The sequence below is a fragment of the Pseudomonas sp. TKO26 genome (genome assembly GCF_003225665.1).
GTDB classification, from domain to species: Bacteria; Pseudomonadota; Gammaproteobacteria; order Pseudomonadales; family Pseudomonadaceae; genus Aquipseudomonas; species Aquipseudomonas saponiphila.
In genome coordinates, this window is sequence record NZ_QKLN01000003.1 from 172,773 (window position 1) to 198,434 (window position 25,662).

Below are 25,662 nucleotides of genomic sequence, written 5' to 3' on the forward strand. Positions count from 1 at the left end.
CATGACCTCGATGAATTTCCCCCATCCTTTATTGGCCCCGGTGGCTGAGCTGGCCTTGCGCGCTGGCGAGGCGATCGTGCCGTTCTGGCGCACCGAAGTGGCGGTCAACCACAAGGCCGACGAGTCGCCGGTGACCGCCGCCGACCTCGCCGCCCACCACTTGATCGTCGCTGGACTCAGGGCCCTGGATCCCAGCATCCCGGTGCTCTCCGAGGAAGACGCCGACATCCCCCAGGACATCCGCGCCGGCTGGCAGCGCTGGTGGTTGGTGGATCCGCTGGACGGCACCAAGGAGTTCATCTCCGGCAGTGAAGAGTTCACCGTCAACATTGCCCTGATCGAACAGGGACGGGTGGTGTTTGGCGTGGTGTCGATGCCCACCAATGGCCGTTGCTATCTGGGTGGCGCTGGCCTGGGCGCCTGGCGCGTGGATCCGGGGCAGGCGCCGCAAGCGATCCGGGTGCGTGAGCAGCCGGCTGTTGGCGAGGCCTTTACCGTGGTGGCCAGCCGGCGCCATTCGAGTCCGGAGCAGGAGCGTCTGCTGGGTGGCTTGAGCGCGGCCCTGGGTGAGTTGCAATTGGCCAATATCGGCAGCTCGCTGAAATTCTGCCTGCTGGCCGAAGGCGCGGCCGATTGTTATCCGCGTCTGGCACCGACTTCCCAATGGGACACCGCTGCGGCCCAGGGCGTGCTCGAAGGGGCAGGTGGTGAAGTGCTGGACCTGTCCGGTGCGCCGTTCTGCTATCCACCTCGGGAGTCGTTGCTCAACGGCTTTTTTCTCGCACTACCGGCCAAGGCTGCATGGCGCGGCAAACTGTTGGAACTGGCACGCGCCTGATCGCCCTGTGGCGATTGCCTCTGCAACCTCTTGTGTAGGAGCCGGCTTGCCGGCGAAGGGACCCTTGAGCCCTGTGCAAGGGTTTCTGGCCTCTTCGCTGGCAAGCCAGCTCCTACAGATTTGCGCTGGTTCCGAAACGGGTCAGCGGTGCAGGACGTACTGGCCGGCAAAGCGGACCGCGTCCGCTTCGCTGCCGACGTTGACCACCCGGGTGTGCAAGGTCAGGCGGGCACGACCGTAGCGCTGGTACATCGAAAGGAATTTCTTCCAGACCTTGTCTTCCGGCGCCGGGCAGATGGCCACGGCATCGCCGGTGACCGGGAGCGGGTAGCTGATCTGGCCTTCCTGGATGACGATATGCCCGTCATCAATTCCTTCTTCCTTGAGCCGCAAATGCAGCCAGCCCCAACCGGCCAGTACCGCGCCGCAATACAGGCTGCCGCCGAACATGGTGCTCTTGTGGTTGACGTTGGCCTCCAGCGGCAGTTGCAGGCGCAGTTGTTGCGCCTGCCAGTCGAGCACCTTCAGGCCCATGTCCCGGGTCAGGGGAATGTCGTGGTGGAGGATGGATTCCAGGTATCGACTGTCGCGGTTCATGCACGGGCCTCTAGGGTGGAAGGGTGGCTGCTGCGGTTCATTCGGATTCATCGCCGGGCTGGCTGGCACCGTTGTCGGCGAAGCTCAGGCCGTGTTTGCGCAGCTTGTCGTGCAGGGTCTTGCGCGGAATGCCCAGGGCTTCGGCAAGGCTGCGCATCGAGCTGTGGGGCTGGGCCAATTCGGCGGCGATCAGGCTCTTTTCGAAGTGTTCCACCTGCTCGCTCAAGCCGCCGCTGATCAGTGTCGGGACGGCGACCGGGCCCTGTTCCGGCTCGTTGTTGTCCAGGGCCAGCTCCAGGCCCAGGGCAAAGCGCTCGGCGGCGTTCTGCAGCTCGCGCACGTTGCCCGGCCAAGGGTGTCTCAACAGCAGGGCACGATGCCCGGGTTGCAGTTCCTGGCGCGGCAGGCCGTGGCGAGTACTGGCCTCGTCGGCAAAGTGCTGGAACAGCATCAGTACGTCCTCGCCTCGTTCGCGCAGTGGTGGAATGCGCAACGGGGCGACGTTCAGGCGGTAGTAGAGGTCGGCGCGGAAGCGCCCCTGGTCCGCGGCCTGGCGCAGGTCTTCCTTGGTGGCGGCGATGATGCGGATATCCAGGGGGATCTGCTGGTTGCCGCCCAGGCGCTCGACCACCCGCTCCTGGAGCAGGCGCAGCAGCTTGACCTGGACATCCAGGCTCATGCTTTCGATTTCATCGAGGAACAGGGTGCCGCCGTTGGCGAATTCGAACTTGCCGATGCGGCGCTTCTGCGCGCCGGTAAAGGCCCCGGGTTCATGGCCGAACAGCTCGCTTTCCACCACCGACTCGGCCAGGGCCCCGGCATTGATCGCCACGAAGGGCCCGTTGCGCCGCGCGGAAAGGTCGTGCAGGGCGCGTGCCACCACTTCCTTGCCGGCGCCGGTCTCGCCGAGGATCAGCACATCGGCGCGGGTCGCCGCCAGCGCACCGATCTGCTGGCGCAGGCGCAGCATCGGCGCCGATTGGCCCACCAGCCGCGCACTCAGTTCCTGGCGGTCGCTGAGGGCCAGGCGCAGGCTGCGGTTGTCCAGCACCAGGCGCCGCCAGTCCAGGGCGCGGCGCACGCTGTCCAGCAGGGCGTCGCTGGCGAAGGGCTTTTCCAGAAAGTCATAGGCGCCGGCGCGCATCGCCTGCACAGCCAGGGGCACATCACCGTGGCCGGTGATCAGCAGCACCGGCAGTTCCGGGTCCTGGGCATGCAGCTGGTTGAGCAGTTCCAGGCCATCCATGCCGGGCATGCGGATGTCGCTGACCACCACCCCGGGCCAGTCTCGCTCAAGACGCGGCGCCAGGCCCTGGGCTTCGGCCAGGGACAGCACCTTGAGCCCGGCCAGGTCCAGGGTCTGGCTCAGGGCCTGGCGCAGGTGCGGATCGTCGTCGATCAACACCACTTGCAACTGAGGGTCGAGGCTGTCGGGACGGGTCATCGCTCACTTTCCAGGTCGTGTCGTGGCCGGCAACGCCGGGCCGGGCGTGGTTGCTAGGTGATTGCCGCTGCGCTTCATACCCCGCGATCCTCGGAGGGCTGCAGGCTGACTCCGGGGGCGCCGGCGCGCAGGCGCAGGGTGATCAGGGCGCCGCCTTCGCGGTGATTGGCGAACGACAGCTCACCGCCGAAGGCGCGCATCAGGGTGTCGCAGATCGCCAGCCCCAGGCCCAGGCCCTGGGTCCGTGTCTTGGTGGTGTAGAACGGCTCTCCGGCGCGGCCCAGGGCTTCCATGCAGAAGCCCGGGCCGTTGTCGCGGATGTACAGGTTGACGCCCGTGGCGGTGGATTCGGCACTCAGCCAGAGCTTGCGCGGCGGGCCTTTTTCGGTCAGGGCGTCCAGGGCGTTGGCCAGCAGGTTGCCCAGCACCTGGCGCAAGCGGGTTTCCCCGGCCTCGACCCACAGGGTGGCCGCCGGCAGGTCGCGGATCAGTTCCACTTCCATGGCCCGGCGCCGCTTGGCCAGCAGGGCCAGGGCGTCATCCAGGGCCGGCTGCAGGGCCACGCTCTCCGGGGCGTGATGATCGCGTCGGGCGAAGGCCCGCAGGTGGGCGATGATCGAGGCCATGCGCCCGGTCAGTTCGCTGATCAGTTTGAGATTGCCCCGGGCATCATCGGTGCGCTGATGGTCCAGCAGCACCTCGGCGTTTTCCGCGTAGCTGCGGATCGCCGCCAGGGGCTGGTTGAGTTCGTGGCTGATGCTCGCGGACATGGTGCCCAGGGCCGAGAGCTTGCCGGCCTGGACCAGATCGTCCTGGGCGCGTACCAGTTCCTGCTGGGCGGTTTCACGCTCCAGCACTTCCTGTTTCAGGCGCCGGTTGAGGCTTTCCAGGTCGCTGGTACGCTCGGCCACGCGCATTTCCAGTTCACGCCGGGCCTTGGCTTCGAAGGCGATCCGTTCCAGATAATGGCGGCGGCGCTGCATCATCAGCCCCAGCAGCAGCATCAGTACCAGCAGCGCCGCTGCGCCGACCGCCACCACGGTGCGCACCGGGCGATCGATCAGGGTGCGCGGAGCGAGGATGCTGACGCTCCAATGGGTTTCCTCGATCTGCTGGGTCTGGGTCAGCCAGGCATCGGGATTGAGGTTCAGCGGGCGTGGGTCCTGGGTCGGGTAGGGCTGGATGGCGACGATCGCCTGGCGTTCTTCATCGCTCAAGGGACGGGTCGCGCGAAAGCGCCATTCGGGGCGCGAAGTGATGATCACCACGCCATTGTGGTCGGTCAGCAGCAATTGCTCCGGGGTCCGGCCCCAGAGGCTTTCGGTGTGGTCCAGGTCGACCTTGACCACCAGCACGCCGAGAATCCGCTCACCGTCGCGCACCGCGGCGGCGAAGAAGTAGCCGCGTTTGGCCGAGGTGGTGCCCAGGCCGAAGAAACGTCCGAGGCGCCCGGCCATGGCTTCGCTGAAATACGGGCGGAAGGCGAAATTGCGGCCGACGAAGCTGTCGCGCTTGTCCCAGTTGGAGGCCGCCAGGGTCTTGCCGCTGGCGTCCATCAGGTACATGACTTCGGCCCCGGTCTGGGCGCTGATGTTTTTCAGCAGGCGGTTGGCGTTGCCCTGGGTCACGCCATCGTCGGGCGCGCCGAGCACGGCACGCAGGGCCGGCAGGTCGCCGAGAATCTGCGGCAGCACTTCGTAGCGGTGCAGGGTGCCCAGCAGGTTGGCCACGTACAGGTCGAGGGTCTGGCGATTCTGGCTGGTCAGCTCGTTGCGGTAGTAGCGTTCGGCCAAGTGTTGCAGCGGCCACAGCAGCGGCGCCAGGCACAGGGCCAGCAAGGCCAGGCTGCGCCAGCGGGGACGACGGGGAAGGGGTGCGGTCATGGAAATGGCGCCTGTGGATACAGGCGCATTATGCCTAGCCCTGCTCGGCAAGACACTCGCGCAGTGCGCTGTGCCAGTCTGGCTGGGTCACGCCCCATTCCCGAGCCAGGCGGCTGCAGTCCAGGCGCGAGTTCAACGGCCGCGGGGCCGGTGTCGGGTAGGCGCTGGCGGGGATGGCTTGCAGAACTGCGCAGGGTTTGCCGTTGGCCAGCAAGTGCTCGCCGATGGCCTGGGCGAAACCGAACCAGGAAGTCTCGCCCTGGGCGCTCAGGTGGTAGGTGCCCCAGGCACCCGCTCTGCCGGCCAGCCAGCGTTCGATCAGGGCCCGAGTGCTGTTGGCAATGCTACCGGCCCAGGTCGGCGCGCCGATCTGGTCGGCCACCACCCGCAACTCGGGGCGCTCCTGCAGCAGGCGCTGCATGGTCAGCAGGAAGTTCTTGCCATGGCTGGCATAGACCCAGCTGGTGCGCAGGATCAGGTGCTGCCCCTGAACCTCACGAATGGCCCGCTCGCCAGCCAGTTTGCTCTGGCCGTAGACCCCCAGTGGATTGGGCTCGTCGTCCTCCACATAGGGCGTGTCCTTGCGCCCGTCGAACACGTAGTCGGTGGAGTAGTGGATCAGTGGCACGCCCAGGGCCTGGGCTTCTTCGGCGAAGATCCCGGGGGCCCTGGCGTTGATTGCAAAGGCCAGCTCCGGCTCGCTTTCGGCCTGATCGACCGCGGTGTGGGCGGCAGCATTGATGATCAGGTCCGGTCGCACGGCGCGTACTTGCTGGCGGATCTGCTCCGGGTGGCTCAAGTCCAGCTGCCCGCGGCCCAGGACCACCAGCTCGCCCAGGTCGCCGAGTCGCTGCTGCAGCTCCCGGGAAACCTGGCCGTGCTGGCCACTGATGAGGATTTTCAAGGGGGTGGTCATGGGAAGACTTCAGCCTCTGCCAGTAAGGTACCTGCCTGATCCTTGGCGGACAGTTGCGGTGGCTCGGTGAGCTCCCAGTCAATGGCGAGCGTCGGGTCGTCCCAGCGAATGCTGCGCTCGGCGGAAGGTGTGTAGTAATCAGTGGTCTTGTAGAGGAACTCGGCGAAGTCGCTGAGCACCACGAAGCCATGGGCAAAGCCTTCCGGCACCCAGAGCTGGCGATGGTTCTGGGCCGACAGCCGCACCGCGACCCATTGGCCAAAGTGGGGGGAACTGCGACGGATGTCGACCGCGACGTCGAGCACCTCGCCCTGGGTGACGCGCACCAGTTTCCCCTGGGTGTTCTGCAACTGATAGTGCAGGCCGCGCAGCACGCCTTTTTGCGAGCGGGAGTGATTGTCCTGGACGAAATCCACGCGAACACCAGTGGCCTCTTCGAAGGCTCTGGCATTGAAGCTCTCGTAGAAGAAACCGCGCTCATCGCCAAACACCTTGGGTTCGATGATCAGCACGCCGGGCAGCTTGGTGGGGATGACCTTCATTGCGCTTCCCCGGCCAGGGTGAACAGGTACTGGCCATAGCCGGTCTTGCCGAAATAGGCGGCGCGCTCCAGCAGGTGCTCGCGGCTGATCCAGTGGTTTTCGTAGGCGATTTCTTCCAGGCAGGCGACTTTCAGGCCCTGGCGGTGCTCGATGGTCTGCACGTACTGCGAGGCTTCCAGCAAGCTGTCGTGGGTGCCGGTGTCGAGCCAGGCGAAGCCCCGGCCGAAGCGTTCCACATGCAGGTCGCCACGTTTGAGGTAGGCGTTGTTGACGTCGGTGATCTCCAGTTCGCCGCGGGGCGAGGGCTTGACCGCCTTGGCGATCTGCACCACGTCGTTGTCGTAGAAATACAGGCCGGTGACGGCGTAGCTGGATTTCGGCTTCGTGGGTTTCTCTTCGATGGACAGGGCACGGCCTTCGCTGTCGAAATCGATGACGCCGAAACGCTCCGGGTCCTTGACCCAGTAGCCGAACACCGTGGCCCCGGAGCTGCGCTTGGCGGCGTCGCGCAGTTGTTCGCCGAAGTACTGTCCGTGAAAGATGTTGTCACCGAGGATCAGGCACACCGGATCATCGCCGATGAACGCCTCGCCGATCAGGAAGGCCTGGGCCAGGCCATCCGGCGAAGGCTGCTCGGCGTAGCTGAAGCGCACCCCGAACTGGCTGCCATCGCCCAGCAGGTTGCGATACTGCGGCAGGTCCTGGGGGGTGGAGATGATCAGGATGTCCTGGATGCCGGCCAGCATTAGCACCGAGATCGGGTAGTAGATCATCGGCTTGTCATAGATTGGCAGCAGTTGCTTGGAAACGCCGAGGGTGATGGGGTGCAGACGGGTGCCGGAGCCCCCCGCCAGAACAATGCCTTTGATCATGCAATCAGATCCTTGATGTCGGTGGCGCCCAGGCGTTCGCCCTGGTAGCTGCCGTCCTGTACCCGGCGGCACCACTCGAGGTTTTCCAGGTACCACTGCACGGTCTTGCGCAGGCCGCTGGTGAAGGTTTCTTCCGGTACCCAGCCCAGCTCCCGTTCGATCTTGCCGGCGTCGATGGCGTAGCGCAGGTCATGGCCGGGGCGGTCCTGGACGAAGGTGATCAGGTCGGCGTAGTGGGCGACGCCCTGGGGTTTGTGTGGTGCCAGTTCTTCCAGCAGGCTGCAGATGCCGCGCACCACGTCGATATTTTTCTGTTCGTTGTGGCCGCCGATGTTGTAGGTTTCGCCGACCACGCCCTCGGTCACCACCTTGAACAGCGCCCGGGCGTGATCCTCGACATACAGCCAGTCGCGCACTTGCAGGCCATTGCCGTACACCGGTAGCGGCTTGCCCGCCAGGGCATTGAGGATCACCAGCGGGATGAGTTTCTCGGGGAAGTGGAACGGGCCGTAGTTGTTGGAGCAGTTGGTGATCAGCACCGGCAGGCCGTAGGTGCGCTGCCAGGCGCGGACCAGATGGTCGGACGCGGCCTTGCTGGCGGAGTAGGGCGAGCTGGGGGCGTAGGGCGTGGTTTCGGTGAACAGGTCATCGACGCCGTGCAGGTCGCCATAGACCTCGTCGGTGGAAATATGGTGGAAGCGGAAAGTGGCTTTTTCTGCTTCGGGCAATCCATGCCAGTAGGCGCGGGTGGCCTCCAGCAGGCTGTAGGTGCCGACGATATTGGTCTGGATAAAGTCGGATGGCCCGTCGATGGAACGATCGACGTGGGACTCTGCGGCCAGGTGCATGATTGCGTGGGGCTGGAAGCGTGCGAGCACGGCGCTGACGGTGGCCTGGTCGACGATGTCCGCCTTGACGAACTCATAGCGGCTGTTGCTGGCGATGCTCTGCAGCGATTCCAGGTTGCCTGCGTAGGTCAGTTTGTCCAGGTTAAGCACTTCGTGTTCGGTGTGCTGGATCAGATGGCGGACCAGAGCCGAGCCGATAAAACCGGCTCCGCCAGTAACGAGAATGCGCATGAGGGGTGGCCTGTTTCCTAAAAACGGTCATTTACCGCAAAAAATGCAGCATAGCTTGTCGGCAACCTGCCCCAGGTGCAATAGGCGCTGCTTGATGAGCCACTGTCGTCAGTCGGTTGTGGTGCGTTCACTGGCATCTATCGTGGATCGGAGTCTTCCTTTGTGTCGTGTGCGGGGCTTGCACAACACCCTGCACAATGGCGATATAAGCGCCCGATAACAATTCCAGGGGTCGTGGTATGTTGCTCGCCACCTTGATCCACCGTGCCAGTCTGCCCAGTCCCCAGGTTAGCGCGCAGCAAGCGCTGGACCTGCTGGAAACCCATTACGGCCTGCAGGGGACCCTGCAGTCCCTGGGCAGCCAGCAGGACCTCAACTATCGCCTCGACTGTCCCCAGGGGCGCTTTGTCCTGAAGATCTGTCGCGGCGACTATTCGGTCCTGGAGTTGCAGGCGCAGCACGCGGCGCTCAAGCATCTGCAGCAACATCCCGAACTGCGAGTGCCGAGGGTGATTGCGGCGAAGAACGGTGCGGACCTGCTGTCCCTGGAGATCGCCGGGCAAGCGCTGCACGTGCGTCTGCTGGACTATATAGAAGGGCGCTCCCTGACCCACCTGCCGCACCTGGGCGGGGAACTGGTGGCGGGCCTGGGTCGGCTCTGCGGGCAGATGGACCTGGCCCTGGCGGATTTCCAGCACCCGGGCCTGGAGCGCACCCTGCAATGGGATGCGCGGCATGCCCAGGCGCTGATCGGGCATTTGTTGCCGGTGATCCGCGATCCGCAGCAACGGGCCTTGATCGCCGACAGCGCACAGCGGGCCGAGCGACGGCTGCAACCTTTGCTTGCGCAGTTGCCGGTGCAGGCGATCCATATGGATATCACCGATGACAACGTGGTCTGGCAGCGCGATGCCCTGCGTCACTGGCAGTTGCAGGGGGTGATTGATTTTGGCGACCTGATCCGCACCTGGCGCATCACCGATCTGTCGGTGACCTGCGCGGCACTGCTGCATCACGCCGAGGGCGATCCGCTGCGCATCCTGGCGGCGATCCAGGCCTACCATCAGGTCAATCCGTTGCAACGGGCGGAGCTGCTGGCGCTCTGGCCTCTGATCGTGGCGCGTGCCGCCGTGCTGGTGCTCAGTGGCGAGCAGCAGGTCAGCATCGATCCGGGCAACGACTACTCCCGCGCGAACCTGGCCCATGAGTGGGAAATTTTCCGGGTGGCCAGTTCCGTGTCTTTCGAGTTCATGGAAGCGGCCATCCTCAGCGCCGTCGGCCAGGCGTTGCCAGCCATCGGTAGCGAGGGTTTCGCCCCGCTGTTGCCGAGCCTGGTGGGCCGCGAGTTTGCCCTGATCGACCTGGGCGTGCTCAGCCCGCACTTCGAAGCCGGCAACTGGGAACAACCGGGGATCGATGATCGGCTGCTGGCCGAAGCCGGCGCCGCCCATGGCCTGGCCGCCAGTCGTTATGGCCAGTACCGCTTGTCGCAAACTCGTCCCGACAGTGCCGAGGAACCTTCCACCTGCGCCCTGCACGTGCAACTGCAAGTACCGGCGGGCACTGCGGTGGAAGCGCCGTTCGCCGGAGTGCTGCACCGTGGCGAGCAAGGCCTGTTGCGCCTCGATGGCCCGACCCTGAGCGTGCACCTGTGGGGCGTCGAGCCTTCACTGCACCCGGGGGCGGCCCTGGTCAAGGGCCAGGTGCTGGGCGCAGTGGCGGCGGATGGCCGGCTCAAGGTCCAGCTGTGCCGGGGAGCCGAACTGGACCCGCCGCTGTTTTGCAGCCCGTCCCGGGCCCCGGCCTGGCAAGCCCTGTGCCCCTCGCCAGCGGCGCTGCTGGGGCTGGCCTGCGACGCCGAACCGGAGCTGGATCCACAGACCCTGCTGGAGCGCCGCGATGCCAGCTTTGCGCGCTCGCAGAAGCACTACTATGTCGACCCGCCGCGGATCGAACGCGGCTGGCGCAATCACCTGATCGACATGCAGGGGCGTTCCTACCTGGACATGCTCAACAACGTCGCGGTGCTCGGCCATGGCCATCCACGCATGGCGGCCGTGGCGGCACGGCAATGGTCGCTGCTCAATACCAACTCGCGTTTTCACTATGCCGCGATCGCCGAATTCTCCGAGCGCCTGCTGGCCCTGGCGCCGGACTCCATGGACCGGGTGTTCCTGGTCAACAGCGGCACCGAGGCCAATGACCTGGCGATCCGCCTGGCCTGGGCCTACAGCGGTGGGCGCGACATGCTCAGCGTGCTGGAGGCCTATCACGGCTGGTCGGTGGCGGCCGATGCGGTATCCACTTCCATTGCCGACAACCCCCAGGCCCTCACCAGTCGCCCGGACTGGGTGCACCCGGTCACGGCGCCCAATACCTATCGTGGCGAGTTCCGCGGCGCGGACAGCACACCGCAGTATCTGCGCAGCGTCGACCAGCAGTTGCACAAGCTGGAGCAGCAGGACCGCCAGTTGGCCGGCTTCATCTGCGAACCGGTGTATGGCAATGCCGGGGGCATCTCCCTGCCGCCGGGCTATCTGCAGGCCGTTTACGAACGGGTCCGGGCTCGGGGCGGAGTGTGCATCGCCGATGAGGTCCAGGTCGGTTACGGGCGCATGGGCCGGTTCTTCTGGGGCTTTGAGGAGCAGGGCGTGGTGCCGGACATCATCACCATGGCCAAGGGCATGGGCAACGGCCAGCCTCTGGGCGCGGTGATCACCCGGCGCGAGATCGCCGAGGCGCTGGAGGCCGAAGGCTATTTCTTTTCCTCGTCCGGCGGCAGCCCGGTCAGTTGCCGCATTGGCCTCGCGGTGCTGGATGTGATGCAAGAGGAAGGGCTCTGGGACAACGCCCGGGTGGTGGGCGAACACTTCAAGCAACGCCTGGAGGCGCTCAAGGAGCGGCATCCGCTGGTGGGGGCGGTGCACGGTTCCGGTTTCTACCTGGGGCTGGAGCTGATCCGCAATCACCAGACCCTGGAGCCGGCCACCGAGGAAACCACCCTGCTGTGCGATCGCCTGCGGGAACTGGGGATCTTCATGCAACCCACCGGTGATTACTTGAACATCCTCAAGATCAAGCCGCCGATGGTCACCAGCCGGCAGAGCGTGGATTTCTTCGTCGACATGCTGGACAAGGTGCTGGGCGAGGAGCTGTAAGGGCTCGTCGTTCGCTTGCGTTTCTCTCCATTCGCCGGCAAGCCGGCTCCTACACCCCCTCTGTAGGAGCCGGCTTGCCGGCGAATGTGTTTATGAATAATCGATTGTTATCGGCTTTTTATCGGAAATTATCCACGGATACGATTTTTTAAGCTTCTAAAGTCGATATTTATCGGATATAAAGTGGCCGTCGCCGGGCACGGCCCTACCCTGTCCCGACCTTTTCCCATTGTCATCGACCGCGTCCATTGCCCGGGAGTTGTTCCATGAGCCGTATCGTTACCGTCGCCGCTACCCAGATGGCCTGTTCCTGGGACCTTGAGGCCAATCTCGAAACCGCCGAAAAACTGGTCCGTGAAGCCGCCGCCAAGGGCGCGCAGATCATCCTCATCCAGGAGCTGTTCGAGGCCCCGTACTTCTGCCAGAAGCCCAACCCGGACTACCTGCAACTGGCCACCACGGTGGACCGCAACGTCGCCATCGCGCATTTCCAGAAAGTTGCCAAAGAGCTGCAGGTGGTGCTGCCCATCAGCTTCTACGAGCTGGCCGGGCGGGCGCGCTTCAACAGCATCGCGATCATCGATGCCGACGGCAGCAACCTGGGGATTTATCGGAAAAGCCACATCCCGGACGGCCCCGGCTACCACGAGAAGTACTACTTCAACCCGGGCGATACCGGCTTCAAGGTGTGGAACACTCGCTACGCGAAGATCGGCGTGGGCATCTGCTGGGACCAGTGGTTCCCCGAGTGCGCCCGCAGCATGGCCCTGCAAGGTGCGGAGCTGCTGTTCTATCCCACCGCCATCGGCAGCGAGCCCCACGACAGCAACATCTCTTCCCGTGATCACTGGCAGCGCGTACAGCAGGGCCATGCCGGGGCCAACCTGATGCCGCTGATTGCCAGCAACCGCATCGGCAACGAAGAGCAGGACGGTTACGACATCACCTTCTACGGTTCGTCCTTCATCGCCAATCAGTTCGGCGAGAAGGTTCAGGAGCTCAACCAAACTGAAGAAGGTATCCTTGTGCACCGCTTCGACCTCGACGAGCTCGAACACATCCGCAGCGCCTGGGGCAGTTTCCGTGACCGCCGTCCTAACCTCTATGGCGCATTGAAAACCCTCGACGGTTCCCTGGAGTCCTGAACACTATGAGCACTTTGCACAGCACGCCGCGCGCCGACGGTTTCTACATGCCGGCCGAATGGGCGACCCAGACCCAGACCTGGATGATCTGGCCCGAGCGTCCGGACAACTGGCGCCTGGGCGGCAAGCCGGCCCAGGCCGCCCACGCCGCGGTGGCCAAGGCCATTGCCCGTTTCGAACCGGTGACCGTGGCGGTGTCCGCGGCCCAGTATGAAAACGCCCGGGCGCGCCTGGACGTGCCCAATATCCGCCTGGTGGAAATGTCCAGTGACGATGCCTGGGTCCGCGACACCGGCCCGACTTTCGTCATCAACCACAGCGGCGAGGTGCGCGGTGTGCACTGGGGCTTCAATGCCTGGGGCGGTTTCGAGGGCGGTTTGTACTCGCCGTGGAATCGTGACGAACAAGTGGCCAGCAAAGTGTTGGAAATCGAGCGTTGCCAGGAGTACCGCACCGAAGGTTTCGTGCTTGAGGGCGGCTCGATTCACGTCGACGGCGAAGGCACCCTGATCACCACCGAGGAGTGCCTGCTCAACCACAACCGCAACCCGCACCTGTCTCGCGAGCAGATCGAGGCGGTGTTGCGCGAGCACCTGGCGGTGGAGCGGATCGTCTGGCTGCCGGACGGCCTGTACAACGACGAAACCGATGGTCATGTGGATAACTTCTGCTGCTACGTGCGTCCGGGTGAAGTGTTGCTGGCCTGGACCGACGCCCCCCAGGACCCCAACTATCCACGTTGCCGGGCGGCCATGCAGGTGCTGGAAAACACCCTCGACGCCAAGGGGCGCACCTTCAAGGTGCACAAGATGCCGATTCCCGGCCCGTTGTACGCCACCGCAGAGGAATGCGCCGGGGTCGATGCGGTGCAGGGCAGTCAGGAGCGCAATCCTTCCGTGCGCCTGGCCGGTTCCTATGTGAACTTCCTGATCGTCAATGGCGGGATCATCGCCCCGAGTTTTGACGATCCGATGGATGCCCAGGCCAAGTCCATCCTCCAGGCGCTGTTCCCCGAGCATGAAGTGGTGATGGTGCCGGGGCGCGAACTGTTACTGGGGGGCGGCAATATCCATTGCCTTACCCAACAGCAGCCTGCGCCACGGCGAGTTTGAGTGCCGTTGTAACAGCGACCGCGCAAGGCCGGTCGCTGTATCACTCCTGAGGCTTTTCAGCGAGCCCGCAGCCCAGAAGGGTTGCGGGCTTTTTCATGGCCGTATGTCGGCACACCAGACACGTTGGCATAGCTCTTGTATCTGCCATGAAGTGATTCTGAGACATGTGGAACTTATGTTGTTCTGTCATAAACCTTGGATAAGTTAAGTCGCTCAGGAACCAGGAGAGAGCGCTGGAATGAACATGGTCAGCGAGCGTGCATCCCATCCCTTGGCAATGAGTAACGAGTCGCTGCAGGCTCTGGCGCAATGGTTGAAGTCCAATGGAACGCGTCAGATCAGGGAACCTGATCCGCGCCGGATCATCGTTGAGCGTTACCCCGCTGGATTGCTCAGCGAGGCGGAACTGCAGGCACTGTGGGATGTGGTCAAAGGATAGAAAACGACGGATTGTAAAAAGCGCTGCCGGGATGGCAGCGCTTTTTTTTCGCCGGTCGTTTTAGAAGCGGTAGTTGCCGGTAACCACCAGGCTACGCGGTTCGCCCGGCTGGATCTGAAAGGCGCTGGTGGCGGAGCTGTAGTACTCGCGGTCGGCGATGTTGTTCAGCGCCGCGCGCACGTCCCAGTCCTTGTGCCGGTAGCCGGCCAGGGCATCCCAGCGGCCGTAGCCCGGCAGCACCACGGTATTGCTGCTGTCGGCGTAGCGGTCGCCCACCAGGGTCAGGCCGGTTTCGGCGTACCAGCCCAGTTCCGGCTTCCAGGTGATGAACAGGCTGCCATTGCGCTTGGCCACGTTGTTCACCCGCTTGTCTTCGAAGCCGTTGTTGTCCTTGACCACCACCGCGTCCTGCAAGCCGATGCCGCCACGCAGGTACCAGTTGCCGACGAGCTTGCCGCTGGCGGACAGCTCGATACCCCGGGAGCGTTGCAGGCCGGTCATGAGGATGATGTTGCGGTCCAGTGGGTCGGTGGTGCGACGGTTGTAGAGCTCCAGTTCGTACACCGCCAGGGTGGTGCTCAGGCGTTCGTCCAGCCAGTCGCTCTTGACCCCGACTTCCTTCTGCCGGGTCAGCTCCGGGCTCAGGTCGTTGCCGTTGCCAGCAGCGTTCGGGGTGATGCCGATCAGGCCACCGCCCACCGGCGCGAACGACTTGCTCCACGAGGCATAGAACGAGTGGTGCTCCAGCGGCGTCCAGACCACCCCCAGGCGCGGGCTGACGCTGTGGCTGTCGCGGCTGTCGGAAACCCCGGTGCGACGGTTGGTGGTCTGCACCTCGAAATTGTCGTAACGCAGTCCGGCCAGCAGTTGCCACTGATCGTTCAGGCGCAGTTGGTCCTGCACGTAGAGCGCCCGGCTTTCCACCTCGGTGTGGTTGTTGCTCCAGACCTGCATGCGCCCGGTATGGCTCTGGTACGGGTTGGGGTTGTACAGGTCCACGGCAGGCACTTCCTGGTTGCCGGGGCCCGAGGTGGCGGCGTTGTAGAGGATCGGGTCGCGGCGCTGGCTGCCGAACTCCAGGCCGGTGAGCAGGCGGTGCTCCAGGCCGAAGGTGTCGAAGCGGCCTTCCAGTTCGCTGTTGTTGTAGATGTTGCGGGTCTTCAGGTCTTGCTGCCAGCGTTGGCGCTGCACCTTGCCGGTGCTGGCGTTGTAGCCGGTCTGGTAGGTGTTGTCGAAATCGCTGTCGAGCTTGAACAGCCCCAAGGTGTGGCGCAGTTGCCAGCTGTCGTTGAGCTCGTAAGTCAGCTTGGAGCGCAGGGACTGGGCCTTGTCATCGATGTAGTCGCGGTGGTCGCCGTAGGTGGTTTCCTTCCCGACGTTCGCCGGGCGGCCGTTGAGGCTGGTGATGCCGCGGTCCGGGGTGCGGTTGTAGCGGCTGTATTCGTACTGCACCAGCCAATTCAGCTCCGGGGTGAGTTGCCAGCTCATGGACGGTGCGAACAGCTGGCGATTGCCGCTGACGCCGTCGCGGAAACTGTTCTGGTCCTGGTTGCCCAGATTCAGGCGCAGGCTGAGGTTCTCCGTCGGGTCGGCGCTCAGGTCGGCGTACAGGCTGCGCAGGTCCTGGCTGCCGCCCTGGACTTCGACGCTGGAACGACGGCCGAACTCCGGCAGCTTGCTCACTCGATTGACGATACCGCCCTGGCTGCCACGGCCGTAGAGCACGGCTGCCGGGCCCTTGAGCACTTCGATGCGCTCGATGTTGTGCAGGTCGCGCACGTACTGGCTGTCGTCGCGGATGCCGTCCAGGTAGAAGTCGTTGCTGGCGTCGAAACCGCGAATCCGCAGGCTGTCGAAGCGGGTGTCGGCACCGCTGCTGACGTTGGGAATGCCGCTCAGGGCGCTACCCAGATCGTTGTGGCCGTAGTCCAGCACGTTGGCGGTCTTGATCGTATCGATGGCCTGGGGCACATAGCGCGCAGCGGTGGCGGTGCGAGTCGCGGTGCTGACTTCCTTGACCCGGGGATCGTCGGGATCGGCCTCGGCTTCGACGCTGATGGAGGTGGTTGGCAGGGAGGTGCTGGCGGCGCAGGCAAAACCGGCGGTCAGCAGGGTGCAGAGTCCCAGGGACAGGGGCGTAAGGCGGAAATGGGCAGGCATCTGAAGCGCATCCGAAAGGCAGGTGAGTCGATGGGCGCGAATGATAATGCGTGCTATTTGCTAACGTTAATTATTATCTAAAGGTTCCCTTGCTCTATTGTTTCTAATTATGTCGCTGCCGTATCTGCCCGCATACACGGACTAAACAAAGGGATTCGTCCGGTTCGCGCAACAGACTAAAAACCATTTCGAGGTTTTTCCCCTGGCGTCCGGGGCATAGTCTGCATGCCATCGAACACTCAAGATCCTGTTGGAGTCCCCATGTCCTCGGCCACCCTTCACTACATCTATGACCCGTTGTGCGGCTGGTGCTACGGCGCCAAGCCGCTGGTGCAGGCGGCCCTGGCCGTGTTGCCGGTGCAGGCCCATGGGGGCGGCATGATGACCGGCCGCAACCGCCAGCCGGTGTCGCCACAGCTGCGCGATTACGTCATGCCCCATGACCGGCGCATTGCCGAGTACACCGGGCAACCTTTCGGCCAGGCCTATTTCGAAGGCCTGCTGCGCGACCACTCGGCGGTATTCGATTCGGCGCCGCCGATTGCCGCCGTGTTGGCGGCCGAGGCCCTGGATGGGCGCGGACTGCAATTGCTGGGACGCCTGCAGACCGCCCATTACCTGGAAGGCCGGCGGATTGCCGATCGCGAAGTCCTGCTGGAACTGGCGCAGGGCCTGGGCTTGGCTGTCGAGGCATTTGCCCCGGCTCTCGATCGGGCTACGGCCACTGAGCTGGATGAGCATATAAAGGCCAGCCGCGCGCTATTGGCCAAAGTCGGTGGTCAGGGTTTTCCGACCCTGGTGCTGGAGCGCGATGGTCGCTATCAGTTGCTCGATATCAGCCCCTGGCTGGGCAAACCGGAGGCTTTTGCCCACTGGCTGAAAACCTCCCTGGGCGCTGGTTCCGGCCCGCAAGACGGCGCCGTCCAGGCCTGTGGCCTGGACGGTTGTGCGCTCTGATCTCACCTGACCTGCATGGAGTCACCCATGGATAACCTCGCGTTGATCAAGAGCACCTACGAAGGTGCCAACTCCCAGGAAAATGCGCGCAACACCGCCGCGGCCCTGGCCCCCGATGCACGTTGGACCGAAGCGGCGGGCTTTCCCTATGCCGGCACCTACGTCGGCTTCGAGGCGGTGCTGGAGCATGTCTTCAAGCGCCTGGGCTCGGAATGGCAGGACTTCACCTTCAAGGTGGAAAACTACGTGGCCCAGGGCGACAAGGTCTTCGCCTATGGCAACTACCAAGGCATCTATAAGGCATCGGGCAAGCCGATCGATGTACGGGTGGCCCATTTATGGACCCTCAAAAACGGCAAAGTCACCCACTTCGAACAATTCGTCGACAGCCACAGCGTGCAGCTGGCAATGCTCTAGCACGCAGTTCTTAGAATATTTTCAGCTATTCAAAGACGATTCACGAAATTGACACGTTGTTCAGGGCGCAGATAGGATTCGCCCCCAACGCCTGTGGCCAAGAGCCATATTTCAGAATAATAAAAGGCCCGCCGCGATCCCTCGTGGGCGGGTCTTTTGTTTCGTCGGTAGAAGAGCGTTTAAACGCCATAGCCGTGAGTGCTCACAGCGCGTCTCTAACCGTAATAAGGAAAATAAAATGTTGAAACAGCGGATCTGCCTGATTGCACTGGGGATTTTGAGCGCTACACAAGCCATGGCCGATGGCCAGGCCGACGCCAAGGGTTTTGTTGAAGACAGCAGTCTGAAAGTGCTGCTGCGCAACGCCTACATCGATCGCGACAAGAAAGACGGTAACCGTGACCAGAGCGAGTGGGGCCAGGCGGCCATCGGCACCTTCTCCTCGGGCTTCACCCAAGGCACCGTGGGCGTGGGCGTGGATGCCTTCGGTCTGTATGCACTGCGCCTGGACAAAGGCAGCCACAGCGGCGGCCAGGGCATCGACTTCTTCAAGCGCAGCGAGCACGGCAACCAGACCCCAGCAGGCGACCTGGCCAAGGCCGGCGCCGCGGTCAAGTTCCGCCTGTCCAACACCGTCCTGACCTACGGCGACCAGATGCCGTCCCTGCCGGTCCTGAACTACGACAACGCGCGCCTGCTGCCGGAAAGCTACACCGGTACCCTGATCACCTCCAAGGAGATCAAGGGCCTGGAGCTGAACGCCGGTCGCTTCACCGCCGAATCGCGCAAGAGCGCCGAAGGCCGTGACAGCGGTGGCCTGAAGTCGATCAACGTATTGGGCGGTAGCTACCAGTTCACCGAGCAGTTCAAGGGCGCGCTGTACGCTTCCGACGTCGAAGACGTGCTGAAGAAGCAATACGTCAACCTGAACTACGTGTTCCCACTGGCCACCGATCGCTCCCTGACCCTGGACTTCAACGGCTACCAGACCAAGCTGGACAAGGCCTATGCCAAAGATGCCGGCGCCGGCGGCCAGGACAACAAGATCTGGAGCCTGGCGGCCACCTACGCCATGGGCCCGCACTCGTTCACCCTGGCGCACCAGCGCAGCACCGGCGACAGCCACCTGGGCTACGCCTACGGCGGCTACCAGCGTGGTCAGAACCGCGTGGGCGATGGCGGCGGCACCATCTACCTGGCCAACTCCTACTGGTCCGACTTCAACGCTGAAGACGAGCGCAGCTGGCAGCTGGGCTACGGCCTGGACTTCGGCGCCTTCGGCGTACCGGGCCTGACCTACAACGTGGCCTACGTGCGTGGCGACAACATCACCACCTCGACCTCCACCGGCGGCACCGAGCGGGAAATCTTCAACCAGCTCAAGTACGTGGTGCAGAGCGGCCCGGCCAAGGACCTGAGCGTCAAGGTACGCAGCTCGATCCTGCGCGTATCGCAGAAATCCAGCGAGTACAACGACAGCGGCAACGAACTGCGGGTGTTCGTCGACTACCCGATCAACGTGTTCTGATGAGCGTTTGATCACCACCTGATTCTGGGTGGTTGTCGTGCAAAAAGCCCCGACTGGTTCGGGGCTTTTTCATGTTCGCTTATCGCTTGCGGGATTTTGCCTGGGAGGGCAGGTGGGTGTTTTCGTACCAGTGTCTTTTTAAGGCGTCGCCTTCACGCTTGTAGGCAAACATTTCTTGCCAATGCTCACTGGCGAGCTGGAGCATTTTCCCTGGAATGTGTTCCGTCAGAAGGGTGAAGTAGCGCAGGTGATCGGCACCCAGAACCTTTATGAGTTCATTGAGCTGTAGGGTCTTTGCGCTGTCGGGTTTGCCTTGCAAGGCTTCATTCAAGATGAAGGTCGGGATCACCATGGTGTAGGTGCCGGTAGCGCCCGTGAAGTCCGGTATACCGTCGTCGAGTTGGTAGAGGATATAAACGTAGAGGTCTGCCCAGCGTCGTTTGAGCTGATTACTGGTTAATTCCTCGCCGTTGCGGGTCTGCATCCAGGCGGCCTTGGGAGACACCGGCAGCGCGGTTTTCAGTTCGTTGGCATAGGCCATGTGACGAAGAGGTCGCTCTGTCCTGTCGACGAGCTTGGTTTTGACCTCCACCGCCCAGCCGTTCCAGGTGGTTCGGCAGAACCAGTCTTTGTCTTCGTTCAGGGGATCAGTGGTGACCTTGCACGAATCCAGGAGTGGTTGCGGATAGCCAAAGTAAATATCCGCCACGTCGGTTTCGCCATTGTCTTCGCTGACCGGGTCGAACAGCTTGTTGTGCCAGTAACCGTAAGGCCGCTGGTTGGTCGCTGGATCGAAGTCGGGGCTATGGGCCGGTGGATTGTTGCGCTCGAAGTCCTTGATCGCCGAAATGATGAATGACTCATACACCCGCCCGATCCAGCTGGGATTGTTCTTGAGGATTTTCAGTAGTCTTTCTGACAGTTCCATCTGCGGGTGGTCCTTGAGGGCAGGGCAGAGATTCTCGGCAAGTGCTTGGCCGATATCAATCTTGTTACAGTTCGCCTCTCCTTTCTGTCACGGATCATGTCGATGTTCCGTACCCTGCTTCGGGCATGTGCCTGCTGAGCGTCGCCAGCATCGCCCACGGCCAGCCAGCGATGAACCCCTTGCAGGAAGGCGGCCACTATCAGGCGTTCGAACAGCCGCTGCTGGTCAACGGTGTGCGCTTGCTGGGCTACTACAACGAAGCCCGGTCGCTGAAGTCGGTGGGTAACCTGCTGTTCTGGGGGGGGGGGGTATTGCCGAGGGTGAGCCCCATGAAGTGGCTGCAGCGCTCAAACCTCTGTTAGAAAGGCTCGTCGCATGGCGAGCCTTTTTGTTCAATAACCTTGCCCGTCAGTCATCCGGATTGATCGCCAACTTCAGCTGATCGCCTTCCAGGTACACCACCGCCTCACGGCCATGGATATCCACGGGACGGGCTGAAATCGCCTCATGCTCCGGGACGATCTTGGACAGCACCTTGTACTGCACGTCGACCCGCCAGATGCAGGCCCGCGGCCCCTCGTTATCGAAGTACATCACCGGGCGGGTTTCGCTCCAGGTGGGATTGACGATGCTCCAGCCGGCTTCGACTTCATTGTGCTCGGTGACGTTCTCGGAGTAGGTGTTGTTGCTCTGCCGGTCGTAATCCAGGGACAGGCTGTAGTTCTCCTGATTGAGATCCTGGCCGACCCTTGCCCGGGCATGGCGCAGGGTGTTGGAGGGCGACTGGAACACCTGCTGGCTGGCTTCGGGCGCACTGCGCGAGCCCAGGCGATAGCGCATGCTGTGCTGCAACTCGCCGCTGCTGCGCTGGCGGAAATAGAACATCCCGTCGACGATGCCGGCGAAGCGCTGCCCCTGATCGTTGGCCCCCGGAGTGGCCCAGCCGACAAAGCCGATATCCCGGGCAATGGGGTACAGGCCGGGCTGGTCATCAGCGTATTCGTAGAGGGTGCCGACATAGCCTTCCTGCCCTCTCTGGTACTGACCGACGAACAGCACCACATGCAGCACGCCATCCAGCACCTGGGCGTCGACGACCTGCTGATCGCCCTGGGGCGGGGCGGCGGTGAACCTGGCCAAGGTGAAGCGCTGCCAGTCATCAGGGTCCTGCAGGCGGTACTGACGGGTGGGGTCCATTGGCAGCAAGTCGCCCTTGGCGGGTGCCGGAGGGATCGGCAACAGCGTGAGCATTTTCACCTGGGCCCGATAGGCCGACTCCAGGCAGTCGCTGTCGATGCAGGTGTCGCGCACTTCCCGCAGCCACTGGGTTTGCAACAAGCGAAACACCTGCAGGTGCTTGAGCGTCTTGTAGCGGCGGTTCAACTCATCGTCCTGGGCGGACAGGGTCGGCGTGGCGCAGACGGTTTTTTCCACCAGGGTCGAGGCCTTGGCGCAGTCGAAACCGGCGGCCTGCACCTGGGACATGCACGCAGCCAGGGCCAGGCCCGTAACGACAAGCGACGGCAGAGGAAACTTCATCAAAACATCCTTGTAGGCAAGCGAGCGCAGATCAGGGGGCGGGGAAGGTTTGCAGATAGGCCAGCAGATTATCGATTTTTTCCTCATCGCTCAGTCCCCAGAAAATCATCCGCGTGCCGGGCACCACGGCCTTGGGGTCTTCCAGGTACTGGATGAGCTTGTCCCGGGTCCAGACAATGCCCGATGACTTCATGGCGGTTGAATATTGATAGTCCGCGGCGCTGCCGGCCGGTCGATCGATGATGCCGTTGAGCTGCGGCCCGAATGAGCTGCGCACTGAAGGGCCGATGTTATGGCAGCCGCTGCACAGGCGCTTGAACAGCTTGGCACCGGCCTCGGCATCGCCGGCCATGGTCGGCGCGCTGAACAGCAGGGAGTGGAGCAACAGGGTCAGGATCGATACGGCGATGGGCTTCATGTTCTGTCTGCATGCAGCGGAAATCGGCGGCTATTTGATCATGAAGAGCCTCTGTTCGGGAGAACGTGCGGCAATTTTCTGTGACGCCGCTGCAGGCACCCGAAACAACAGGCGCCTCGTGTTTCTGCCGACCGGCTTGAGAACCTTGGGTGCTGAGAGGGCGCTCATCGCAGCAGAAAAAATCTAAATCCATCCTCTTGTTTTTACGAGGTTTAAACCTGCACCGCGGGTTCAGTCCTGCTGCCGGCGCTTGTGTCACTGGCGGAGTACTAGACTGAATCTGTACCTCTGAAGCACAGATCGTTGCAGAGGCAAGGAGGTGTCAAGTGGATGTTCGTGATACCTATCGGGAAATTGAGCAGGCCCTGGGCCAGGTACCTGAGTGGATCAAGCAGATGCCGGAAGGCGGGGCGAATGGATTCTGGGGAATGGCACGGGATTTTTGGCTGGCTGAGACAAAAATTCCTAATAAATATAAAGAGTTGATAGGTCTGGCAGTGTCCGGGGCGACTCGCTGCAAGTACTGCGCCCTCTTCCATACGGAAGCTGCGCGGCTGTTTGGCGCCAGCGACGAAGAAATATCCGAAGCCAGCTTCATGGGGGCATTGACCATGATGGGCAGCACTTTCATTAATGCCCAGCAAATTGACTATGAGCAGTTCCAGCAGGAAACGTTGAGTATCGTCCGGTATGTCAAAGACCACTCACAAGCCAAGGCCGCCTAGGCCGCTGCAGGAACCCGCCCTGCGTCAGCTGGTAAAGGATCAGTTGCTTGTCACCACCGGCGATGGTCCGAGGACCACCGCTCGGTGGCAAGCGGCTGTACTGCGAGCCATCGGCGAACTGATGCAGGACGGCGAAAGCGCCCGCGAAGAAAACCAGGACCTGCGCATCCCCTTCGCCAAAGCCCTGCATGGCCTCTATGGAGGCCGCAAGTCCGATGCCGAGTTGACTGAAATGGTTTTGCTGATGCTGGAAGTGGAAACCGTCCCCCTGCTTGGCAAAGGCGGGCAGTGACCGTTCCTGGCGCTGTATGGTGGCAGGCGTTGTCGGTAAGGGGTGCTGTTGTGCGAGCCATAAGGGTACTTTCCAATATCGAATTGGTAGGTACCCTTATCAGCGCTGGCTACCCTCGGAATCCGACGGAACGCCGAAACGAAAAAACCCGCCAGAAGGCGGGTTTTTCGGGGGTTCCAGAGATTTTGAAAGCCTTCTCTGGAACCTTGTATGGTGCCGGCACCAGGAATCGAACCCGGGACCTACTGATTACAAGTCAGTTGCTCTACCAACTGAGCTATACCGGCGTGTCAGGGCGACGATTATAGCGATTGGCGGGGTTCTGTAAACCCCTGAAATCTGACTATTTTTATCTGGGCACCGGGTTTTCGTCCGTGAGCCAAAAAAACGGGGTAGGTCGCTGCTCAAGGAACGTCAGGGCCGGGTGGGGCGCGGAGGTATCTCTCGGGCTTTGATCGTGGAGGTGGCGGCAGGTTTATCGCGTTGTGCTGTTGTTGCTTGCCAATTATTAATTGGAATATGCCCAGTCTCTCAAGTTCTTGTAAAACATGACCGTATATCCCGACAGGTTGAATTAAAAAATAACTGGTCTAGGTTTGATTGGAGCCCCGTTGTAGCAGGCGGCTAACTTGTCGGCCTATATGGCCTGTGCAAAAAATGGAGAGAGTCATGTCGAAGGAAGCTATCAAGCACCATCATCTAACGGCTATCCAGCATCATGAGGCAGCGAAAAAGCACGAGGAGGCGGCGATTCACCATAAACACCTGGCTGAGCGCCACCAGTCCGCGGTTCAGGCCCATGAAAACTCGAGGGATGGTGTTGTTTCGAAACTCAAGGGCGACTGGCGCAAGCATTTGGACGAGTCCAAGAAAAAAGTTGAGTCTGCGTATAAAACCTCGGCGCGGGCACACAAGAAAACCAGGGAAGTTGCCAAGTAACAACCCTGCTTGAAACTTGAACCTGATGACTTGTCTATTTTAAAGGCAACTTTCAGATCAAGTCTGAAACAGATTGGCTATCTGTGGCGTATCCCCCCTCAAGTCATCGTGAAGTGTATGGGCACGATTATATGAGGGGGGATATCTTTAATTAACGTTGCTGTGGCTGGTTATGAAGTCCGTGTTTTCCGGCTCGCCCTGGGCGTTGTGAAACACGCTGTCGGGATAGGGGTACCACCAGCTCTGAATACGTGGCTTGTGGTCGATGATGACCATCTTCGAACGGCGAAACGCGTCCAGTCCCTGGCGGCCCAGTTCGCTGCCGATCCCTGACATTTTCCAGCCGCTCAATGGCAGGGCGTCGTTGTCCACCAAGGGGTTGTTGATCCATACCATCCCCGCTTCAAGGCGCTCGGCCGCCTCCATCGATTCGGTCAGGTTGGTGGAAAACAGTGAGGCTCCCAGGCCGAATGGCGAGTCGTTGGCGCGGCGGATGGCCTCGTCGAAATCGGCGACGCGACACACCGCCGCCACTGGCCCGAAGCATTCTTCCTGGAGAATCGCCATGTCACCGGTGACGCCACTGAGGATGGTCGGCTCGTAGAACCAGCCGACAGGGCGGTGCGGTGGGATGCGTCCGCCGCAAAGCACTCGGGCGCCTTTGGACACGGCGTCTTCCACCAGGCGTATGACTTTGTCCCGTGCTGCTTCGCTGACCAGCGGTCCGATCTCGGAGCGCTCCAGACCGTGGCCAATGCGCAGTTGGCGGGTCTGCTCGACGAAGCGGGTGACAAATGCCTCATAGATGTCATCGACCACGTACAGGCGTTCGGCCGAGGTGCAGATCTGCCCGCTCAGATGAAAGGCGGCGGTCACTGCGCCTGCTACCGCGACGTCCATGGGTGCGTGTTTGGAGATGATCATCGGATCGCTGCCACCGGCCTCGATCACGCAAGGCTTCATCAGGTCGGCACAGGTCACGGCCACGGCGTGGGCAGCGGCGATACCGCCGGTAAAGGCCACCGCGTGGGTGCCGGATGATTGCACCAGCAATTGGGCCGTGAGGGCGTCTCCCGGTACGCAACACACCAGGCCCGGCAGCAGACTGGTGAAGTGACTGAGAAATTTCAGGGTGCAGAGGGTGGCGCTTTCCGCCGGCTTGATGATGCAGGCGTTGCCCGCTGCCAGGGAGGCCGCGACGGTCCAGCACATCAGCAGAATGGGGTAGTTGAAGGGCATGATGTGCACGCTGACCCCGTAGGGTTCATAGCGCACATGCTGGAGTGAGCCGGTTTGCGTGGTGCCTGCCACTTTGCCGGCCTCGTCCCTTGCCATCTCCGCGTAGTAGCGGAAAACCGATGCACAGTTGGCCAGTTCGCCCATGGCTTCCGGAAAGGGTTTACCGGTTTCCAGGGTCATCAGTCGTGCCACTTCACGGTTGAGTCCGACCGCTTTCTCTATGCTTTCGGCCAGTTCGTGCAGGCGTGCGGCCCGGCTTCGGGCATCCACTCTGGCCCACTGCTGTTGCGCCGTATTGGCGGCATTCACGGCTGCTTGCACATCAGCCTTTTCGCCGAGGCTCATGCGGCCGACCCGTTCCAGGGTCGCCGGGTCGAAGATTTCTCGGAGCCGGCCGCTAGCAGGCGTCAGGTAGTGGGGATTGATAAAGTGCAAAGCGCTTTCACAGGTAAAACGGGTCATTGTTCTGTCCTTGAAACCCAGCGTGAATGAAGA

Annotated in this window: 25 protein-coding genes and 1 tRNA gene; 13 read left to right on the forward strand and 13 right to left on the reverse strand. The window is 62.4% G+C overall.

Translation table 11 applies throughout. From position 1 onward, the window contains the following. Positions 1 to 10: 10 nt before the first annotated feature. Complete coding sequence (gene cysQ, locus DNK59_RS06085; protein WP_110722716.1) at positions 11 to 838, forward strand: 3'(2'),5'-bisphosphate nucleotidase CysQ; 828 nt, start codon at positions 11 to 13, stop codon at positions 836 to 838. Between the two features lie 141 nt (positions 839 to 979). On the opposite strand, the gene DNK59_RS06095 is transcribed toward cysQ, so the two are convergent. The 7 genes from DNK59_RS06095 to rfbB form a co-directional block, all read right to left on the reverse strand. Continuing rightward, entirely contained in the window at positions 980 to 1,435 is a 456-nt protein-coding gene (locus DNK59_RS06095) for a YiiD C-terminal domain-containing protein (RefSeq protein ID WP_110722601.1), read from the reverse strand. Between the two features lie 37 nt (positions 1,436 to 1,472). Further along, positions 1,473 to 2,879: a sigma-54 dependent transcriptional regulator gene (locus DNK59_RS06100; RefSeq protein WP_110722602.1), complete on the reverse strand. Its 1,407-nt coding sequence runs from the start codon at positions 2,877 to 2,879 to the stop codon at positions 1,473 to 1,475. Between the two features lie 74 nt (positions 2,880 to 2,953). Continuing rightward, positions 2,954 to 4,762: an ATP-binding protein gene (locus DNK59_RS06105; protein ID WP_110722603.1), complete on the reverse strand. Its 1,809-nt coding sequence runs from the start codon at positions 4,760 to 4,762 to the stop codon at positions 2,954 to 2,956. Between the two features lie 34 nt (positions 4,763 to 4,796). Next, a complete protein-coding gene (gene rfbD, locus DNK59_RS06110; protein WP_110722604.1) occupies positions 4,797 to 5,678 on the reverse strand; it encodes a dTDP-4-dehydrorhamnose reductase in 882 nt (293 codons plus the stop codon). Beyond that, a complete protein-coding gene (gene rfbC, locus DNK59_RS06115; protein WP_092318664.1) occupies positions 5,675 to 6,220 on the reverse strand; it encodes a dTDP-4-dehydrorhamnose 3,5-epimerase in 546 nt (181 codons plus the stop codon). Before rfbC ends, rfbD begins: the two co-directional genes overlap by 4 nt. After that, positions 6,217 to 7,092, reverse strand: a complete 876-nt coding sequence (rfbA, locus tag DNK59_RS06120; protein ID WP_110722605.1) for a glucose-1-phosphate thymidylyltransferase RfbA — start codon at positions 7,090 to 7,092, stop codon at positions 6,217 to 6,219. Before rfbA ends, rfbC begins: the two co-directional genes overlap by 4 nt. Further along, positions 7,089 to 8,171 (reverse strand): dTDP-glucose 4,6-dehydratase, encoded by a 1,083-nt coding sequence (gene rfbB, locus DNK59_RS06125; RefSeq protein ID WP_110722606.1) that lies wholly within the window; start codon positions 8,169 to 8,171, stop codon positions 7,089 to 7,091. The genes rfbA and rfbB overlap by 4 nt, the downstream gene beginning before the upstream one ends. 239 nt (positions 8,172 to 8,410) lie before the next feature. On the opposite strand from rfbB, the gene DNK59_RS06130 reads away from it, so the two are divergent. The 4 genes from DNK59_RS06130 (at position 8,411) to DNK59_RS06145 (ending at position 14,025) form a co-directional block, all read left to right on the forward strand. Next, the gene (locus DNK59_RS06130) at positions 8,411 to 11,329 is read left to right on the forward strand and encodes an aminotransferase (RefSeq protein ID WP_110722607.1); all 2,919 of its coding nucleotides are present in this window, start codon (positions 8,411 to 8,413) and stop codon (positions 11,327 to 11,329) included. Positions 11,330 to 11,595: 266 nt separating this feature from the next. Beyond that, positions 11,596 to 12,474, forward strand: a complete 879-nt coding sequence (gene aguB / locus DNK59_RS06135) for an N-carbamoylputrescine amidase (RefSeq protein ID WP_110722608.1) — start codon at positions 11,596 to 11,598, stop codon at positions 12,472 to 12,474. 5 nt (positions 12,475 to 12,479) lie between these two features. After that, positions 12,480 to 13,586, forward strand: coding sequence for an agmatine deiminase (gene aguA, locus DNK59_RS06140; protein ID WP_110722609.1), 1,107 nt, complete (start codon positions 12,480 to 12,482; stop codon positions 13,584 to 13,586). Positions 13,587 to 13,824: 238 nt separating this feature from the next. After that, positions 13,825 to 14,025, forward strand: coding sequence for a hypothetical protein (locus DNK59_RS06145; RefSeq protein ID WP_092318676.1), 201 nt, complete (start codon positions 13,825 to 13,827; stop codon positions 14,023 to 14,025). Between the two features lie 60 nt (positions 14,026 to 14,085). On the opposite strand, the gene DNK59_RS06150 is transcribed toward DNK59_RS06145, so the two are convergent. Next, on the reverse strand, positions 14,086 to 16,185 hold the full coding sequence (locus tag DNK59_RS06150) for a TonB-dependent siderophore receptor (RefSeq protein ID WP_110722610.1): 2,100 nt from the start codon (positions 16,183 to 16,185) through the stop codon (positions 14,086 to 14,088). Positions 16,186 to 16,446: 261 nt separating this feature from the next. On the opposite strand from DNK59_RS06150, the gene DNK59_RS06155 reads away from it, so the two are divergent. The 3 genes from DNK59_RS06155 (at position 16,447) to DNK59_RS06165 (ending at position 19,087) form a co-directional block, all read left to right on the forward strand. Then, a complete protein-coding gene (locus DNK59_RS06155) occupies positions 16,447 to 17,142 on the forward strand; it encodes a DsbA family protein (protein ID WP_110722611.1) in 696 nt (231 codons plus the stop codon). Positions 17,143 to 17,169: 27 nt separating this feature from the next. Then, the gene (locus DNK59_RS06160; protein WP_060842195.1) at positions 17,170 to 17,559 is read left to right on the forward strand and encodes a nuclear transport factor 2 family protein; all 390 of its coding nucleotides are present in this window, start codon (positions 17,170 to 17,172) and stop codon (positions 17,557 to 17,559) included. 238 nt (positions 17,560 to 17,797) lie between these two features. Continuing rightward, positions 17,798 to 19,087 (forward strand): OprD family porin, encoded by a 1,290-nt coding sequence (locus DNK59_RS06165; RefSeq protein ID WP_092318682.1) that lies wholly within the window; start codon positions 17,798 to 17,800, stop codon positions 19,085 to 19,087. 79 nt (positions 19,088 to 19,166) lie between these two features. Here the strand turns inward: DNK59_RS06165 and DNK59_RS06170 are convergent, their stop codons facing one another. Further along, positions 19,167 to 20,015 carry a hypothetical protein gene (locus tag DNK59_RS06170; RefSeq protein WP_110722612.1) on the reverse strand — a complete coding sequence of 283 codons (849 nt, stop codon included), beginning with the start codon at positions 20,013 to 20,015 and terminating at the stop codon, positions 19,167 to 19,169. A 125-nt stretch (positions 20,016 to 20,140) separates the two neighbouring features. On the opposite strand from DNK59_RS06170, the gene DNK59_RS06175 reads away from it, so the two are divergent. Then, positions 20,141 to 20,377, forward strand: a complete 237-nt coding sequence (locus DNK59_RS06175) for a hypothetical protein (RefSeq protein WP_256596299.1) — start codon at positions 20,141 to 20,143, stop codon at positions 20,375 to 20,377. A gap of 46 nt (positions 20,378 to 20,423) precedes the next feature. Here the strand turns inward: DNK59_RS06175 and DNK59_RS06180 are convergent, their stop codons facing one another. After that, positions 20,424 to 21,554 carry a lysozyme inhibitor LprI family protein gene (locus DNK59_RS06180; RefSeq protein WP_110722613.1) on the reverse strand — a complete coding sequence of 377 codons (1,131 nt, stop codon included), beginning with the start codon at positions 21,552 to 21,554 and terminating at the stop codon, positions 20,424 to 20,426. A 31-nt stretch (positions 21,555 to 21,585) separates the two neighbouring features. Then, entirely contained in the window at positions 21,586 to 21,972 is a 387-nt protein-coding gene (locus DNK59_RS06185) for a cytochrome c family protein (RefSeq protein ID WP_092318690.1), read from the reverse strand. Between DNK59_RS06185 and DNK59_RS06190 the strand changes: the two genes are divergently transcribed. The 3 genes from DNK59_RS06190 to DNK59_RS06200 all read left to right on the forward strand — a co-directional run bounded on the left by DNK59_RS06190 (position 21,962) and on the right by DNK59_RS06200 (position 22,989). After that, positions 21,962 to 22,159, forward strand: a complete 198-nt coding sequence (locus DNK59_RS06190) for a hypothetical protein (RefSeq protein ID WP_146249883.1) — start codon at positions 21,962 to 21,964, stop codon at positions 22,157 to 22,159. The genes DNK59_RS06185 and DNK59_RS06190 overlap by 11 nt on opposite strands. Positions 22,160 to 22,298: 139 nt before the next feature. After that, positions 22,299 to 22,697: a carboxymuconolactone decarboxylase family protein gene (locus DNK59_RS06195; RefSeq protein ID WP_092318694.1), complete on the forward strand. Its 399-nt coding sequence runs from the start codon at positions 22,299 to 22,301 to the stop codon at positions 22,695 to 22,697. Between the two features lie 43 nt (positions 22,698 to 22,740). Then, positions 22,741 to 22,989: a hypothetical protein gene (locus DNK59_RS06200; protein WP_256596300.1), complete on the forward strand. Its 249-nt coding sequence runs from the start codon at positions 22,741 to 22,743 to the stop codon at positions 22,987 to 22,989. Between the two features lie 211 nt (positions 22,990 to 23,200). Here the strand turns inward: DNK59_RS06200 and DNK59_RS06205 are convergent. Then, positions 23,201 to 23,276: transfer RNA gene (locus tag DNK59_RS06205), tRNA-Thr, on the reverse strand. A 382-nt stretch (positions 23,277 to 23,658) separates the two neighbouring features. On the opposite strand from DNK59_RS06205, the gene DNK59_RS06210 reads away from it, so the two are divergent. Then, on the forward strand, positions 23,659 to 23,928 hold the full coding sequence (locus DNK59_RS06210; protein ID WP_092318696.1) for a hypothetical protein: 270 nt from the start codon (positions 23,659 to 23,661) through the stop codon (positions 23,926 to 23,928). A 147-nt stretch (positions 23,929 to 24,075) separates the two neighbouring features. Here DNK59_RS06210 and DNK59_RS06215 read toward each other — a convergent pair whose 3' ends face one another. Next, positions 24,076 to 25,629: an aldehyde dehydrogenase gene (locus DNK59_RS06215; RefSeq protein ID WP_110722616.1), complete on the reverse strand. Its 1,554-nt coding sequence runs from the start codon at positions 25,627 to 25,629 to the stop codon at positions 24,076 to 24,078. Positions 25,630 to 25,662: the final 33 nt, after the last annotated feature.